16 protein-coding genes are annotated in these 15569 nt (G+C 74.0%); 2 read left to right on the top strand and 14 right to left on the bottom strand.

Annotation, left to right across the window (positions count from 1 at the left end; all coding sequences use genetic code 11):
- Positions 1-67 precede the first annotated feature (67 nt).
- The 5 genes from ABZ493_RS06370 to clpS form a co-directional block, all read right to left on the bottom strand.
- Entirely contained in the window at positions 68-475 is a 408-nt protein-coding gene (locus tag ABZ493_RS06370; protein WP_430581332.1) for a DUF3054 domain-containing protein, read from the bottom strand.
- 17 nt (positions 476-492) lie between these two features.
- Positions 493-1299 (bottom strand): MBL fold metallo-hydrolase, encoded by an 807-nt coding sequence (locus ABZ493_RS06365; protein ID WP_430581331.1) that lies wholly within the window; start codon positions 1297-1299, stop codon positions 493-495.
- A complete protein-coding gene (murI, locus tag ABZ493_RS06360) occupies positions 1296-2099 on the bottom strand; it encodes a glutamate racemase (protein WP_430581330.1) in 804 nt (267 codons plus the stop codon). Before murI ends, ABZ493_RS06365 begins: the two co-directional genes overlap by 4 nt.
- Before the next feature lie 116 nt (positions 2100-2215).
- Positions 2216-2920 (bottom strand): DUF2017 family protein, encoded by a 705-nt coding sequence (locus ABZ493_RS06355; protein WP_430581329.1) that lies wholly within the window; start codon positions 2918-2920, stop codon positions 2216-2218.
- The gene (gene clpS, locus ABZ493_RS06350; RefSeq protein ID WP_430581328.1) at positions 2917-3291 is read right to left on the bottom strand and encodes an ATP-dependent Clp protease adapter ClpS; all 375 of its coding nucleotides are present in this window, start codon (positions 3289-3291) and stop codon (positions 2917-2919) included. Before clpS ends, ABZ493_RS06355 begins: the two co-directional genes overlap by 4 nt.
- A 95-nt stretch (positions 3292-3386) precedes the next feature.
- Here clpS and ABZ493_RS06345 point away from each other — a divergent pair, with 95 nt between their 5' ends.
- Positions 3387-4859: a nicotinate phosphoribosyltransferase gene (locus ABZ493_RS06345; RefSeq protein ID WP_430581327.1), complete on the top strand. Its 1473-nt coding sequence runs from the start codon at positions 3387-3389 to the stop codon at positions 4857-4859.
- On the top strand, positions 4780-5538 hold the full coding sequence (locus tag ABZ493_RS06340; protein WP_430581326.1) for an alpha/beta hydrolase: 759 nt from the start codon (positions 4780-4782) through the stop codon (positions 5536-5538). The genes ABZ493_RS06345 and ABZ493_RS06340 overlap by 80 nt, the downstream gene beginning before the upstream one ends.
- A gap of 38 nt (positions 5539-5576) precedes the next feature.
- Here ABZ493_RS06340 and ABZ493_RS06335 read toward each other — a convergent pair whose 3' ends face one another.
- The 9 genes from ABZ493_RS06335 to ABZ493_RS06295 all read right to left on the bottom strand — a co-directional run bounded on the left by ABZ493_RS06335 (position 5577) and on the right by ABZ493_RS06295 (position 15560).
- Positions 5577-7391: a DEAD/DEAH box helicase gene (locus tag ABZ493_RS06335; protein ID WP_430581341.1), complete on the bottom strand. Its 1815-nt coding sequence runs from the start codon at positions 7389-7391 to the stop codon at positions 5577-5579.
- Positions 7392-7429: 38 nt separating this feature from the next.
- A complete protein-coding gene (locus ABZ493_RS06330; RefSeq protein WP_430581325.1) occupies positions 7430-7747 on the bottom strand; it encodes a DUF3039 domain-containing protein in 318 nt (105 codons plus the stop codon).
- A gap of 74 nt (positions 7748-7821) precedes the next feature.
- The gene (gene nagB, locus ABZ493_RS06325) at positions 7822-8604 is read right to left on the bottom strand and encodes a glucosamine-6-phosphate deaminase (protein ID WP_430581324.1); all 783 of its coding nucleotides are present in this window, start codon (positions 8602-8604) and stop codon (positions 7822-7824) included.
- A gap of 63 nt (positions 8605-8667) precedes the next feature.
- Positions 8668-9987 carry an extracellular solute-binding protein gene (locus ABZ493_RS06320; protein ID WP_430581323.1) on the bottom strand — a complete coding sequence of 440 codons (1320 nt, stop codon included), beginning with the start codon at positions 9985-9987 and terminating at the stop codon, positions 8668-8670.
- Positions 9984-10991: an ROK family protein gene (locus tag ABZ493_RS06315; protein WP_430581322.1), complete on the bottom strand. Its 1008-nt coding sequence runs from the start codon at positions 10989-10991 to the stop codon at positions 9984-9986. The genes ABZ493_RS06320 and ABZ493_RS06315 overlap by 4 nt, the downstream gene beginning before the upstream one ends.
- Before the next feature lies 1 nt (position 10992).
- Entirely contained in the window at positions 10993-11877 is an 885-nt protein-coding gene (locus tag ABZ493_RS06310; protein WP_430581340.1) for a carbohydrate ABC transporter permease, read from the bottom strand.
- Positions 11878-11930: 53 nt separating this feature from the next.
- Complete coding sequence (locus ABZ493_RS06305) at positions 11931-12860, bottom strand: sugar ABC transporter permease (RefSeq protein WP_430581321.1); 930 nt, start codon at positions 12858-12860, stop codon at positions 11931-11933.
- Positions 12861-12963: 103 nt separating this feature from the next.
- A complete protein-coding gene (locus tag ABZ493_RS06300; RefSeq protein ID WP_430581320.1) occupies positions 12964-14313 on the bottom strand; it encodes an extracellular solute-binding protein in 1350 nt (449 codons plus the stop codon).
- A 95-nt stretch (positions 14314-14408) separates the two neighbouring features.
- Positions 14409-15560 (bottom strand): ROK family transcriptional regulator, encoded by a 1152-nt coding sequence (locus ABZ493_RS06295; RefSeq protein ID WP_430581319.1) that lies wholly within the window; start codon positions 15558-15560, stop codon positions 14409-14411.
- Positions 15561-15569 lie beyond the last annotated feature (9 nt).

The raw sequence follows: 15569 nt of genomic DNA, 5'->3' as shown, positions 1-15569 counted from the left end.
TTGTTTGTCGGCCCTCTTCGGGCTTACTGCCCCACACGAATAGTCCCCGAAATCGCGCTCACAACATTCAGGGGGCGGTGCGGCGACGGGCGGCGAGGGACGCGAGCGCCCGCCAGCCCAGCATGGTCACGCCCAGGAAGACGGCGGTGACGATCGCGAAGGAGACCTCGACGCCGCCGATGCCGAGCACGGGGCGCAGCACCAGGCCCAGGACGACGGTGGCGAACCATACGGCCACGCCGGTGGGCCACACCTGCGCGGGGGCGCGCCAGGCGCGCGTCGCGAGCCAGCCGACGGCGAGGCCGACGACGAACGGCAGGCCGACCAGCGCGACGTGCCCGACGCCCGCGGTGTCGTGGCTGAGCGTGCCCACCACGGTGAACACGAGCACGCACACGAGGTCGCACACGGCGGCGGGCCAGGCGGGCCGGGCCGTCGGGGTCGTCGGGGAGACGGGGGCCGGGGCAGCGTTCACGGGGCCGAGGCTACCGCTCACAGCTCGTGCACCCCGCCGGCGGTCGCCACGGCGACCGGTCCGTCGTAGGCCGACAGGGCCTCCGCGATCGCGACGTCCGGCGCGTTCCACACCGGCAGGTGGGTGAGCAGCAGGCTCCGCACCCCGGCGGCCGCGGCGGCCTCGCCCGCCCGCCGGCCGGTGAGATGGATGCCACGCTCGACGCCGTCGTCGCGCCCCTCCTGGAACGCGGCCTCGCACAGGAACAGGTCGGCGCCGCGGGCGCCCTCGACCAGGCCGTCGCACGCGTCGGTGTCCCCTGAGTAGACGAGCGTGACCCGCTCCCCCGGGCGCACCGACGACGGCCCCGTCACGCGGATGCCGTACGCCTCCACCGGGTGGTACACCGCGAACGGCTCCAGCTCGAACGGGCCGACCTGCACCGGCGTCCCCGGCTGCCAGGCGCGGACGTCGTACTCGCCGTCCATCGACTCCCCCGCGGCCAGGCCGTACATCGCCGCCGCGCGGTCCGCCGTCGTGCTCGGCCCGAGCACCGGCAGCCGGCGCCCGACGCCGGTGCGGGTGCCGCCCCGCTCCGGGTGGTACCGCAGGTACACGTACAGCCCGGACAGGTCCGCGCAGTGGTCGGGGTGCAGGTGGGACAGCGCGACGGCGTCCAGGTCCAGCGGGTCGACGTGCCGCTGCAGGGCGCCGAGCGCCCCGTTGCCGAGGTCGAGCACCACGTTCCAGTCGCGCTCGCCGTCGTGCGCCTGCAGCAGGTACGCGGACGCGGGCGACGCCGGCCCGGGGAACGACCCCGAGACCCCCACGGTGACGAGCCTCATGCCGCCTCCACCAGGGTCACCTCCGGCCCCAGGAACCGGCGCGCGAGCCGCTCGAACGGCTCGGTGTCCCCGGTGGCCAGGAAGCGGTGCACCGGCGGGGGCGCGTCGGTCGAGCGCTCCAGGCCGTGCTGCACGAGGTTGCGGTACACGTCCTTGGCCGTCTCCTCCGCGCTGGACACGAGCGTGACGTCCTCGCCCATCACGTAGGAGACGGCGCCCGCGAGCAGCGGGTAGTGCGTGCAGCCCAGGACGAGCGTGTCGACGCCCGCGGCCTTCACCGGGTCGAGGTAGCGGTGGGCGACCTCCAGGACCTCGGGACCGGACGTCAGCCCGCGCTCGACGAGCGGCACGAAGTCCGGGCACGCCTGCGTGGTGATCTCTAGGCCAGGCGTCACGTGGAAGGCGTCGTCGTACGCGCGCGAGTCGACCGTGGTCTTGGTGCCGATGACGCCGATGCGCCCGGTCTTGGACGTGAGCACCGCACGCCGGGCGGCGGGCCGGATCACCTCGACGACGGGGATCCCGCGCCGCACGGTGTACCGCTCGCGGGCGTCGGGCAGCGCCACCGCGGTCGCGGAGTTGCAGGCGATGACCAGCATCTTCACGCCCTCGTCGACCAGGCGGTCCATCACGTCGAGCGCCATCGCGCGCACGGCGGCGAGCGGCTTCGGCCCGTACGGGCTGTTCGCCGTGTCACCCAGGTAGAGCACCTGCTCGTGGGGCAGCTGGTCGAGGATGGAGCGCGCGACGGTCAGCCCGCCGACGCCGCTGTCGAAGATCCCGATGGGGGCGTCGTTCACGCGAGGAAGCCTAGTCGCGACGAGCCGTCACGACCCCGGGGAGTGAGCGGCGACACGGCGTGGCGCCCGCCACAGCACCGCCCCGGCCTGCGACGACGGCGTTCCGCCGTCGGCGATCACCCGCTCGCGCGCCCCGCCCGCAGGTCCGCGAGCATCTCGTCGACCAGCGACTCCTGCGCGAACCCCGCGGCCACGAACACGCCGCCCCAGTACCGCCGCTCCCGGCCCGACAGCCCGACACGCTCCCAGCCGGCGTACTCGTCCGGGGCGTCGTCGGTCTCCTCCCGGTCGTCGTCCGCATCGTCGGTGTCGTCGTCCTCGTCGTCGAGACCGGCCAGGACGTCGTCGTGCAGCGTCTCGACGTCCTGGTCGTCGACGAGCCCCAGCCGCTCCGCGAGCACGAGGCGCACGTCGGTCAGCGCCCCCGCGAACTCCTGCGCGGACTCGCGCGGCACGACGAGCTCCGCGCCCTCCCGCGGGTCGTCCGGCAGCACGTCCGGCGAGTCGATCGCGTCGGCGAACGCGACGAGCCGGGCCAACTTCCCGGCGGCCAGGTCCGTCTGCGTCAGGTGCCGGAACTCGGCGGCGACGTCGGCGTCCTCGTCGTGCGCGTCGGGCAGCAGCCGCTGCACGGCCGGGTCCTGCGGCACCCGCGCCACGCCCGTGAAGGCCACGCCGTCGCCGACCTCGATCCCCGGTTCCAGCCCCGACTCCGCACGCAGCAGCTCCGCGACGTCCCGCGCGACGCGCCCGAGCACCTCCCGCTCGACGTCGTCCCACCGGGCGACGTAGCCCGCCGGCGCGGACCGGAACGGCGTCATGCCGCACCCCCGCCGGAGACGCCGTCGGAGGCGCCCGACTGCCGCAGCGTGGCCCACAGCCCGAACCCGTGCATCGCCTGCACGTCCACCTCCATGCGCTCGCGCGGGCCGGACGACACCACCGCGCGCCCGTCGTGGTGCACCTGCAGCATCAGCTTCTGCGCCTTCGCCTCCGGGTAGCCGAAGTAGCTCTCGAAGACGTAGCTCACGTACGACATGAGGTTCACCGGGTCGTTCCACACGATCGTCACCCAGGGGTCCGCGACGGCGGCCGCCGCATCCTCCCGGGTGTCGACCTGGGTGTCCCCCGCCGCCTCGGTCGCCGCGGCCGCTGTCGCGAGCCTCGCGCCCGTCGTCGTCTGCCCGTTCACCCGCCCAGCGTAGGCACAGCCGGACCGTGGCCGTCGACCGTCCGCCTGGCGGGCTTCACCCTGCCGGACCAGCGCGGGAGCCCTACCGTGTCCCCATGACCGACGAGCCCCGGGGCGGCGCCGCCCCGTCGCTGCACGCCGTCCCGGCTGCCCCGCTCCCGTCCGTCCGCCCGTCGGTCGCGCTGCTCACCGACCGGTACGAGCTGACGATGCTGCAGGCGGCCCTCGCGGACGGCACCGCCCACCGCCACTGCGTGTTCGAGGTGTTCACGCGCCGCCTGCCGGCCGGGCGCCGGTACGGCGTCCTCGCGGGCACCGGGCGCATCCTCGAGGCGCTCGCCCACTTCCGGTTCGGCGACGCCGAGCTCGCCTACCTGGAGCGCGCGGGCGTCGTCGACGACCGGACGCTGGACTTCCTGCGCGGCTACCGCTTCACGGGCACGATCCAGGGGTACGCCGAGGGCGAGATCTTCTTCCCCGGCTCGCCGGTGCTGCAGGTCGAGGGCACGTTCGCCGAGGCGGTGCTGCTCGAGACGCTGATCCTGTCGATCCTCAACTACGACTCCGCCATCGCGTCGGCCGCGTCGCGGATGACCAGCGCCGCCGTGGACCGCCCCGTGCTGGAGATGGGCTCGCGCCGCGCGCACGAGCAGGCGGCCGTGGCGGCCGCGCGCGCCGCCGTCGTCGGCGGCTTCACGGGCACGTCGAACCTCGAGGCCGGCATGCGGTACGGCCTCGACACCATCGGCACCGCCGCGCACGCCTTCACGCTCCTGCACGACGACGAGCGCTCGGCGTTCGACTCCCAGATCGCGTCGCTCGGGTCGGGCACCACCCTGCTGGTCGACACCTACGACGTGCGGCGCGGCGTCGAGAACGCGATCGCCGCGGGCGGGACGTCGCTCGGCGCGGTCCGCCTCGACTCGGGCGACCTCGGCGTGCTCGCCGTCGAGGTGCGGCGCCAGCTCGACGACCTGGGCGCCACCGGCACGAAGATCGTCGTGACGTCCGACCTCGACGAGCACGCCATCGCCGGCCTCGCGGCGATGCCCGTGGACGTCTACGGCGTCGGGACGTCGCTCGTCACCGGCTCCGGCGCGCCCACCTGCGGCATGGTCTACAAGCTCGTGGCGCGCGCCGACCCGTCCGGCGTGCTGCAGCCGGTCGCGAAGGCGTCCACGCACAAGAGCAGCCAGGGTGGCCGCAAGGGCGCGGCCCGCCGCTACGGCCCTGACGGCCGCGCCGTCGAGGAGGTCCTCGTCACCGGTCCGGACGACCTTGTCGTCGCCTGGTCCCCGGAGGACGGGGGCGCCCCGACCGGCGCCGACGAGGCCACCGGCGGCGAGGCCAGCGACCGCGAGTCCGCCGACGGCGAGCGCCCCGACCTGCGCAGCCTGCTCGTGCCGCTCGTCGTGGACGGTGCCGTCGACTCCCGCTGGGTGGGCGCCTACGGCGTGCAGAACGCGGCCCGCCACCACCTCCAGGCGCGTGCGGAGCTGCCGCGCGGGGGCCGCCGGCTCTCCGCCGGGGACCCGGCCATCCCCACGGTGGACCTCGTGCTCCGTTGAGCGACGGGACGCGGGTCGTCTTCGTCCAGGCTCAGGGTCGGCCGGCGCCGACGCCTGGCCCGAGCAGGCCTCCGTCGCGGAGCCGGGGTGGGCGTTCCTGGCGCGTGAGGGTGTCGCGGACGACCCGGTGCGCGACGCCCGCCGGGTCCTCGACCTGCTCCGCGAGGTGGGCGGCGGACACGTCGTGGCGCACTCGTACGGGGCGAACGCCGCACTCCTCGCCGCGCAGCGGGAGCCCACGCTCGTGACCTCGCTCGCGCTCCTCGAACCCGCCTGCTTCGACCTGGCGCGCGGCAGGCCCGCCGTCGAGGAGCACATCGCGGCGATGACTCCGGTCTTCGCCGTCGCGGACGACCCCTCGGTCTCGCCGCGCGAGTTCTCGCGCCGGTTCGCCGCCGCGTCCGGGACGCGCCCTCCGGACCTGCCCGACGACGTGCTCGAGCAACGCGTCGCCCGGTTGCGGGCCCTGCGGCCGCCCTGGGGCCTCGACCTCGACCCGAGCGTGCCGATCCCCGGGAGGACGCTGGTCGTCACCGGGGGCAGCAGCGCCCTGTACGAGCAGACGGCCGAGGCGCTGGTCGGCGCGGGCGCCCGTCACGTCGTCCTCGCGGGTGCCGGCCACCGCGTCCAGGACGTCGCCCGGGCGACGGAGGTCCTGCGGGAGCACTGGCGGGGGTGACGCGACGCCGCGCGCCGCACCACGGGCGAAGCGGGTGCCTACTTCTTTCCGACGAACCAGCCGCGCACCATCTCGACGCGCGCGGCGAGCTGGTCGGCGGTGGCCAGGGGGACCTCGGGCCCGCCGCACCGGCGGCGCAGCTCGTTGTGCACGGAGCCGTGCGGCGTGCTGCTCTTGCGCGCCCAGGCGGACACCAGCTTGGACAGCTCCTTGCGCAGGTCGGCGGCCCGGCGGTGCTCCGCCTCCGACTGCTCGAGCGCGGCCTCCGACGCGGTCGCGCCGCCCCGCCCGCGCACCTGCTGCGCCTGGCGCTGCCGCAGCAGCGTGGTCACCTGGTCGGCCTCCAGGAGCCCCGGCAGGCCGAGGAAGTCGAGCTCCTCCGCGGAGCCGACGTCCGCACCGGTGCCGAACTCGCCGCCGTCGAACAGGACGCGGTCGAACGAGGCCTGCGCCTCGAGCGCCTCGAAGGAGCCGAGGAGCTCCCCCGACGCCTTCTCCTCCTTGTTCGCCGCCGCGAGGAGCGCGGCCTCGGGGTCGTACTCGATCCCCTGCTCCTCGGCGGTCTTCGGGCGGTCGAGGGCGTGGTCGCGCTCGAGCTCCATGCCGTTGGCGAGCTCGAGCAGCAGCGGGACGCTGGGCAGGAACACGGACGCGGTCTCGCCGCGCTTGCGGGCGCGCACGAAGCGGCCCACGGCCTGGGCGAAGAACAGCGGCGTCGACGTGCTGGTCGCGTACACGCCGACGGCGAGCCGCGGCACGTCAACGCCCTCGGACACCATGCGCACCGCGACCATCCACCGCGAGTCGCCCTGCGCGAACTCGTCGATGCGGGCGCTGGCGCCGTCGTCGTCGGACAGGACGACGGTCGGGCTCTGGCCGGTCAGCCGGGCCAGGTGGCCCGCGTAGGCGCGCGCGTCCGTCTGGTCGGTCGCGATGACGAGGCCGCCCGCGTCGGGGACCGTGCGGCGCATCTCCGTGAGCCGCTTGTCGGCCCCGGCGAGCACGGACGGGATCCACTCGCCGTTCGGGTCCAGCGCGGTGCGCCACGCCTGGGCGTGCATGTCCTTCGTCATCGCCTCGCCGAGGCGGGCGCTGACCTCGTCGCCGGCCTTGGTGCGCCAGCGCATGTTGCCCGAGTACGTCATGAACAGCACGGGCCGCACGACGTGGTCGCGCAGCGCGTCGCCGTAGCCGTACGTGTAGTCGGCCTTGGAGCGGCGGATGCCCTCGCGGTCCTCCTCGTACGTGACGAACGGGATCGGCGCGGTGTCCGAGCGGAACGGCGTGCCGGTCAGCGCCAGACGGCGCGTGGCGTCCTCGAACGCCTCACGGACGGCGTCGCCCCAGCTCAGGGCGTCGCCGCCGTGGTGCACCTCGTCGAGGATGACGAGCGTGCGCGCGGCCTCGGTGCGGGCGCGGTGCAGCGCGGGCTTGGCCGCGACCTGCGCGTACGTCAGGGCGACGCCGTCGTAGTGCGAGCCGTGCCGGCCCTGGCTGTTCTTGAACGACGGGTCGATCCGGATGCCGACGCGCGCGGCGGCGTCCGCCCACTGGTGCTTGAGGTGCTCGGTCGGCGCGACGACGGTCACGCGCCGCACGATCCCCGCCTCGAGCAGCTCGGTGGCCACGCGCAGCGCGAACGTCGTCTTGCCGGCGCCGGGCGTCGCGACCGCGAGGAAGTCGCGCGGGTCGCGGCGCCGGTACAGGTCGAGGGCCTCGGCCTGCCAGGCACGCAGGTTGGACGCCGTGCCCCACGGCGCGCGGCGCGGGAACGCCGGGCTGAGGTGCGACGCCGCGGACGACGACGGCGACTGCGGCAGCGGCTTGACCGGTTCCGCAGCGGCGGCGAACAGATCAGGGGTGGACTCGGGCTCGGGAAGCGGCTGCGCGCTCACTTGCCGGAGTCGCCCTCGCCGCCCTCGCCGTCCTGCGGGTCGCGGAGGCCGTCGTAGATCTCCTTGCAGACCGGGCAGACCGGGAACTTCGACGGGTCACGACCCGGCACCCACACCTTGCCGCAGAGCGCGATCACGGGCTTGCCCGACAGGGCCGACTCCATGATCTTCTCCTTGCGCACGTAGTGCGCGAAACGCTCGTGGTCGCCCGGCTCCGCGGCCTGCTCGCGGGTGTCGGGGCGCTCCAGCACGCTCGTGCCGGCCCCGGTGTCCTGCGAGGGGTCGGCCGGCGGGGCGGAGAGGGGATCGCTCATGCCCGGCAGTCTACGACGCACCCCCTGACGCTCCCCCGCCTCGCCGGCCTCCGTGCCGCCGATCCGGGCACGGATCACAGGCCCTGCCAGCCGGGCTTGGAGGCGAACGTCTGGCGGTAGTAGTCCCCGAGCTGCAGGCGCGAGGCGGCCGCGTCGTCGACCAGCACCGTCGCGTGCGGGTGCAGCTGCATCACGGTGCCCGGCCACATCGCGGAGATCGGGCCCTCGACCAGCTGATGCACGGCCTCGGCCTTCTGCCGCCCCGTGGCGAGCAGCACCAGGTGGCGCGCCTGCATGATCGTGCCCAGACCCTGGGTCAGGCAGTGGGTGGGCACCTGGTCCACGTCGTCGTCGAAGAAGCGCGCGTTGTCCACGCGCGTCTGCGCCGTGAGGGTCTTGATCCGCGTGCGGGACGCGAGCGACGACCCGGGCTCGTTGAAGGCGATGTGACCGTCGGTGCCGATCCCCAGGATCTGCAGGTCCACGCCGCCCGCGTCCGTGATCGCCTGCTCGTACGCCGCGCACGCCGCCGGGATGTCCTCCGCGAGGCCGTCCGGGCCGGAGACCTGGTGGGCGGGCCACTCGACCCGCGAGGCGATCTCAGTCTCGATCACGTTGCGGTACCGCTGCGGGTGGTCGGCGCCCAGGCCCACGTACTCGTCGAGCATGAAGCCGCGGGCGCGGGCGAACGACAGCCCCTCCTCACGGTGGCGACGCGCCAGCTCGTCGTACACCTTCAGCGGGCTCGACCCCGTCGCCAGGCCCAGCACCGTGGCCGGGTCCTCGCGCAGCAGCGCCTCGATCGCGTCGGCCGCCAGCGCGGCCAGCTCGTCGGCGGGGGCGATCACGACTTCCATGGGGGCTCCAGTCTCTCGGGTGCGGGACCTGTTCCATCATCCCGTCGTCCTGCTGTCATCGGCTCACTCGTCGGCCGCGGCCGGCGCGTTGAGCATCGGCGTGAGGCGCGCGTCGAACTCCCGCGCGAGGCTCTCGACGTCACCACCGTCGGCGATGCGGCCGAACAGCTCCTCGTACACCCCGGCGTCCTCGATCGAGGCCCACCCGGGCGCGGGCGGGGTGAGCTTCGACGCGACGGCCGTGCGGACCATGAGCCTGCCGAACCTGTCGCCCTCCATGAGCTCCTGGGCGTCCTCGTTCGCAGGTCCGAGCCCCGCGGCGGCGAGCTTCTCCTGGTACTCGTCGGAGAAGACGACGCGCAGCACGTCCTCGGCCAGCTCGGGGCTCGGCGACGCGGCGGAGACGGCGATGTTCGACCCGCCGGCGAACACCGGGGCGAGACCGCCGTCCACCCCCGGCAGGGCGAAGATCCCGAACGTGTCGGCGTCCTCCATCCCGTCGCGCACCAGCTCGCCCTCGTCGTTGCGCACGAGGTGGCCGATGGACCATCGCGCCCAGGCCGGCGCCATGATCGTGGCCGCGGCGGGTGCCGTCTCCTCGACGCCGTCGTTGAGGAAGTCCCAGTACTCGACGTCCTTCTCGGTGGACGGCAGGTAGGACGCGTTCTCGTACACGTCCTGCCACATCTCGAGGCCCTCGACCGACTTGGGGTCGGACAGGCTGGAGACCCAGCGGTCCCCCTCCCGCACCGCGAGCTCGCCGCCGGTCGCGAACGCCCAGGAGATGCCGTTGCGCCAGTCCTGGCCGCCCATCGCGAATCCCGCGTGGTCGTCGTCGGTGAGCGCCTTGACCGACTCGCCGAACTCGGCCAGCGTCGTCGGCTTCTCGAGGCCGGCGGCGCCCCACAGGTCCTTGCGGTAGAAGACGTACCGCGAGCCGAAGTAGTACGGCAGCGCGTAGTGACGGCCGTCGACCGACCCGGCGTCGACGAACGACTGCAGCAGCTTGTCGCCGCCGAGCTCCTCGTACAGGTCCGGCGAGATCTCCCGGAACGCGCCCTGGGTGGTGAACGTCGGCGACTGCGTGTTGCCGATCTCGACGACGTCCGGCGTGGTGGCGGGGTCCTTGACGGCCTCGGTGAGGTTCTCGACGAGGTCGCCCCACTCCTGCTGCACGATCGTGAGGGTCGCCCCCGGGTGCTCGGCCTCGAACTCCTGCACCAGGTACTCCCGCAGCTCGGGCGTGGTGTCCTCGCCGACCAGCCACATCGTGAGGTCGGTGTCCGGGCCGGCGGGCTCCTCGGGTCCGAGCAGCGCGCAGCCGGCCGCCGACGACAGGGCGAGCAGTCCGGCGAGCGCCGCCCCGGCGCGGCGCGGCGTCACGACGCCACCCCGTTCAGCGGGGCGCGGCCGGCGACCGACCGGCCCACGACGGCGGCGCCGACGGCGCCCACGGGCACGCGGCCCGGCGCGAGCCGGACGCGGTCGGCCAGGCGCAGCGAGCTGAGGAACCCGGAGTCGCGGGACTCGCGCACCAGCGCGGCACGCACGGCGTCGAGGAGCGGCTCGCCGAGCTGGGCGACGCCGCCGCCCAGCACGACGTGCCGGACGTCGACCGTGAGGACCAGCATGCGCACCGCCGCGGCCACGGCCGAGGCGTACACGTCGCGCGCCTCGATCGCCGCGGGCACGCCGCGCTCCGCCGCCTCGAACAGCTCGACGGGGGCCGGACGGTCGGTGCGGACGGGCCACAGCCGGGCGACGGCGGACCCGGAGGCGTACAGCTCGAGGCAGCCGCGCTGCCCGCACGGGCAGACGGGACCGGTCGGGTCGACCGGCACGTGGCCGATCTCGCCGGCCGCGCCCCCGAAGCCGCGGCGCAGCTCGCCGTCGAGCACGAGTCCCGCGGCGAGGCCGGTGCCGAGCGCGAGGAACGCGAGGTCGACCCGCGCCCGGGACGTGCCCGCCGCCGTGGCCTCCAGGTGCGCGGCGCCGAGCGCCGCCACGTTGAGGTCGTTCTCCAGGCCCACGGGGAGGCCGCCGAGCTCGTCGCCGAGCAGCCGGGCGAGCGCCAGCGGCGTGGCGTCCACGCCCACGTTCACGGCGTGCCGCACGGTCCCGGCGGCAGGGTCGACGAGGCCGGGCATGCCCACGCCGACTCCCACGACGTCCGCGACGTCGACGCCGGCCTGCCGCGCGACGCCGCGCACGGCCCGGGCCGCGCCCGCGACGACACCGGCCGGGCCGCGCTCGGTGGCCAGCCGGGCCTGCGCCACGGCGGTCCCGGACGGGTCCAGCAGGACGGCGAGGGTCTTGGTGCCGCCGATGTCGAGCCCGACGGTGGGGCCCACGGGGCCCGGCGGGTTCAGGGGTGTGGCGTCGTCCACGTCAGCCCTTCACCGCCCCGGCGACCAGGCCGGACGTCATCCGGCCCTGCACGAAGAGGAAGAAGACGATCACCGGCACCGCGATGAGCGTCGACGCGGCCATGACCTCGCCCCAGTCGATGCCGCGGTTCGCCGACGCCGACAGGAAGCTGCGCAGCCAGATCGGCAGGGTCTGCCGGCTCTCGGCCGGGAGGATCACGAGCGCCGTCGTGAACTCGTTCCACGCCTGGAGGAACGCGTAGACGCCCGACGCCACGAGGCCCGGCGCGAGCAGGGGGAACGTGATGCGCAGGAACGCCTTGGTGCGCGAGAGACCGTCCACCATGGCCGCCTCCTCGAGCTCGGCCGGGATCCCTGCGACGAAGCCGCGGAGCATCCAGATCGTGAACGGCACGAGCATCGCGGTGTACAGGATCGAGATGCCGAGCACCGAGTTGAGACCGAGCACGGGCGCGCTCGCGCCGACGGTCGACAGCATCTTGTACTGGGCGATGAACAGCCCCTCGGCGGGCAGCATCTGGATGAACAGCACCGCCAGCACGAAGCTGGTCCGCCCGCGGAAGCGCCAGCGGCTGATCGCGAGGGCGGCGAGGAACGCGAACGCCAGGACGAGCACGATCGTCACGAGCGTGACCATGAGGCTCATCCGCAGCGCGCCGCCGAAGCCGGAGCCCGTCAGGACGCTCCCGAAGTTCGCGAGCGTGAAGTGGGTGGGCAGGAAGCTCGGCGTGTCCGCCCGCAGCCGCGCGTCGGGCGTCACGGCCGACAGCAGCATCCAGTAGACGGGGAACAGCCACACGAGGGACACGGCGATCCCCAGGACGCCCAGCAGGACCTTGCCGACCCGCGGTCGGGCGCGGCGGGCCGGGCCGGCGGCGTCGCGCACGGCGGGCGCGGCAGCCGGCGTCGCCGACCCGGTTCCGGTCTCGGTCACGGCGGTCACGCGGCGTCCTCCTTCATGAGGCTGCGCACGTAGGGCGCGGCGAGCAGCACCGTGAGCAGCAGGACGAAGATCGAGACGGCGGCGGCGCCGGAGAAGTCCTGGCTGCCGATGCCGAGCTCGTAGATGAAGTTGCCCAGCAGGTTCGTCTCGGAGATGGGGGCCCCGGCGTCCTGCAGCAGGCGGATCTGCGCGAACACGCGCAGGTCCCAGATGATCTGCAGCAGCAGCACGATGGCGAGCACCGGGCGGACCAGCGGCAGCAGGATGTGGCGCAGGATCTGTGCGGGGCGGGCGCCGTCGAGGCGGGCGGCCTCGAGCACCTCCTCGGAGACCTGCGTGAGGCCGGCGTACAGGGACATCGCCACGAACGGCACCGACATCCACACGATGACCAGGGTCGCGACGACGAAGAACGTCAGCGGCTGCGCGAGCCAGGCGTAGCCCTGGTACTGGTCGAGGCCGAGCTGCACGAGCAGCCAGTTGACGACGCCGGCGCGGTAGTCGAACAGCCACCGGAAGACCGTCACCGCGGCCACGAGCGGCGTCGCCCAGGCCAGCAGGAGCACGACCTGCATGATGATGCGGACCGCGCCGTGCACCGCCTTCATGAGCAGCGCGAGGCCGAGCCCGATGGCCACCGTGAGGAACGCGTTCACGAGGCAGAAGATCAGGGAGCGCGTCACGACGGGCAGCAGCCGCTCGTCGGTGAAGATCCGCGCGTAGTTGTCCAGCCCGGCGAAGGTGGGGGGCGCGCCGAACTGCTGCATCATCCCGTACTCCTGCAGCGAGGTCACGACCTGCCAGTACACGGGATAACCGAGACCGACGAGCAGGACCAGCACCGCGGGGACGAGCAGGAGGTAGGGGGTGGCCGGCTGGCGCCGACGGCGGATCGCGATGGTGGACGCGGGTGTCGCGGTGGTCATGCGGTCCTCCTTCCCGGGGGTCGTGGGTGACGGGCGGGGCGGTGGCGCTGGTGGGGGGACCGGTGCCGGCGCCCCGCCCGTCGGGGGTGGGGGCTGGAAGGGGTCAGCCCGCCTGGCCGTTGAGCATCGGCGTGAGCTTCTCGTCGTACTGCTTGGCGAGAGCCGTCACGTCACCGCCCTCGGCGATCTTCTGGAAGAGCTCCTCGTAGACCGAGGCGCCCTCCACGGCGGCCCAGCCGGGTGCGGCCGGGGTGAGCTTCGACGCCTCGGCGGTCTGCACGGTGACCTCGCCGAACTTGTCCGGGTTGCCGTCGGCGTCGACCGTCATCAGCTTGTTGAAGTCGGTGTTGGCCGGGCCCAGGCCCGCCTTGGCGAGCATCGTCTGGTACTCGTCCGAGTAGATGATCCGCAGCAGGTTCTCCGAGAGCTCCGGGTGCTGCGACTTCGCGGACACCGCGACGTTCGAGCCACCGGCGAAGACCGGGGCCACGCCGCCGTCGACGCCCGGCAGCGCGAAGATGTCGAACTTCTTGTCGTCCGCCATGCCGTCGCGCACCTCCTTGCCGTCGTCACCCTTCGTCAGGTCGCCGATGGACCAGCGGGCCCAGCCCGGCGCCATGATGGTCGCGCCCTCGGGCGCGCCGCCGTCGGTGCCGTCGTTGATGAAGTCCCAGTACGCCTCGTCCTTCGCCGTCGCGGGGAGGTTCGACGCGTTCTCGAAGACGTCCTGCCACTGCTCGAGGCCCTTGACCGTGTTCGGGTCGGAGAGCGTGGACGTCCACTGCTCGCCGTCCTTGACGGCGAGCTCGCCGTCGTTCGCGAAGACCCAGGAGATGCCGTTGCGCCAGTCCTGGCCGCCCATCGCGAACCCGGACTGCTTCTTGGAGGTGAGCTCCTTGACGGAGTCGCCGAACTCCTCGAGCGTCTTGGGGACCTCGAGGCCGGCCTTCGTCCAGATGTCCTTGCGGTAGAACATGTAGCGCGAGCCGTAGTAGTACGGCAGGGCGTACTTGGTCTCGTCGATCGAGCCCGCGTCGACGAACGACTGCAGCAGCTTGTCGCCGCCCAGCTCCTCGTACAGCTCGGGCGAGATCTCGCGGAACGCGCCCGCGTAGGTGAACGTCGGCGCCTGCGTGTTGCCGATCTCGACGACGTCGGGGGTGTTCGCGGCGTCCGGCAGCGCGGTCGTGAGCTTGGTGACCAGGTCGGTCCAGTCCTGCTCCTCGATCTTCAGCGTCGAGCCGGGGTTCTCCTCGGCGAACGTGTCGACCAGGTACGTGCGCAGCTCGTCGTTGGTGTCCGCACCGGCGAGCCACAGGGTGATCTCGCCGGCCTCGGGCGTGCCGCCCGCCTCGCCGCTCGCCTCGTCGTCGGCGGGCGCGCACGCGGCGAGCGTGAGCGCCAGGGTCAGGCTCGTCGCCACGCCGGTGGCGACGACACGGTTCCTCTTCACTGGGGATTCCTCTCGATCATTGCAGGGCGGCGCCGGGTCAGCGCCTTCGGTGGTGGTCGTCCGTCAGGGGGCCGCGGGACTCGTCGGGGGACGGGTCACGAGACGCCGAGCTGGGCGGCCAGCACCAGGACGGCCGCCCCCGCGAGGACGACGTCCTCGTCGAGCGTGGCCATCCGGAGCCGCAGTCCGGCCGCGGTGGCCGGCATCGTGCGGTCGGTCAGGGCCTGCAGGGCGGCGGCGCGCAGCGCGCCGTCGAGCAGGTCGGCCGGGCCGCTGAGCAGCACCTCGCCGAGGTTCAGCGCGCCCACCACGGGCGCGAGGGCGGTGCCGAGCGTGCGGCCGACGCCGGCCAGCGCCTCGTCGGCGGCGGCCGGGTCCAGGCCCGCGACGGCGCGGCGCAGCGCGGGCGCCGCGAGCACGGTCTCGAGGCAGCCGCGGCGGCCGCACGCGCAGAGCTCGCCGTCGTCCACGACGGTGACGTGCCCGAGCTCGCCGGCGGCGTCGGCGGCGCCGCGCACCCGCGACCCGTCGACCATGACGCCGGCGCCCACGCCCTGCCCGACCGTGAGGACGAGCATGGAGTCGGCGGCCCCGCCGTAGGTGTACTCGCCGAGGGCGGCGGAGTTCGCGTCGTTGGCGACGTGCACCGGCAGCGCCAGCCGGTCGGTGAGGATCGCGGCCAGCGGCAGGTCGCTCCACTGCCGGTTGGGCGCCTCGACGATGCGGCCGGAGTCGTCCACGACGCCGGGCGAGCCGACGCCCACCCCGATCACGGGCCGCGTGGCCGCGGAGATCAGGGTGCGCGCGAAGCGGGTGAGCAGGTCCACGAGCGCGTCGCCGACCTGGCCGGCGACCGGCAGCGAGCGCCGCACCACGGCCTCGCCGGTGAGGGTCATGACCGCGCCGCGCATGACGGCGTCGTCGGAGAGGTCGACCGCCACGATCTGGTAGGCGTCGGTGCGCATCCCCACGAGGATCGCGGGCTTGCCGACCCGCCGGCCGGGCTGCACGCCCAGCTCCTCGACGAGCCCCTCGGAGAGCAGGACGTTCACCAGGTCGGAGATGGTCACGCGGGTCAGGGAGGTGGCGCGGGCCAGGTCCGCCCGGGAGGTGGGCCCCTCGTGGAACAGGTGCTGGAGCACCAGGGAGCGGTTGTGCGCCCGGGCGTGCTCGGGGAGCACCTTGGAGGTGGCTCGCAGGCCGGCACCCAGACCTCGTCGTGCTGTGCGCGTCGTCGGCGTGGACATGTTTGTTAG

Origin of the sequence: Isoptericola sp. NPDC019482 (genome assembly GCF_040632295.1) — a bacterium.
In the GTDB taxonomy this organism is placed as follows: Bacteria; Actinomycetota; Actinomycetes; order Actinomycetales; family Cellulomonadaceae; genus Isoptericola.
The sequence above is the reverse complement of the archived record's forward strand: the minus strand, read 5'-3'. Positions and strand labels throughout refer to the sequence as shown.

Bases quoted from the DNA above. Each gene is read 5' to 3' on its own strand.
- ABZ493_RS06365 (WP_430581331.1), bottom strand. From the start codon at position 1,299: ATGAGGCTCGTCACCGTGGGGGTCTCGGGGTCGTTCCCCGGGCCGGCG.
- ABZ493_RS06355 (WP_430581329.1), bottom strand. From the start codon at position 2,920: ATGACGCCGTTCCGGTCCGCGCCGGCGGGCTACGTCGCCCGGTGGGAC.
- ABZ493_RS06345 (WP_430581327.1), top strand. From the start codon at position 3,387: ATGACCGACGAGCCCCGGGGCGGCGCCGCCCCGTCGCTGCACGCCGTC.
- ABZ493_RS06330 (WP_430581325.1), bottom strand. From the start codon at position 7,747: ATGAGCGATCCCCTCTCCGCCCCGCCGGCCGACCCCTCGCAGGACACC.
- nagB (WP_430581324.1), bottom strand. From the start codon at position 8,604: ATGGAAGTCGTGATCGCCCCCGCCGACGAGCTGGCCGCGCTGGCGGCC.
- ABZ493_RS06305 (WP_430581321.1), bottom strand. From the start codon at position 12,860: ATGACCACCGCGACACCCGCGTCCACCATCGCGATCCGCCGTCGGCGC.
- ABZ493_RS06295 (WP_430581319.1), bottom strand. From the start codon at position 15,560: ATGTCCACGCCGACGACGCGCACAGCACGACGAGGTCTGGGTGCCGGC.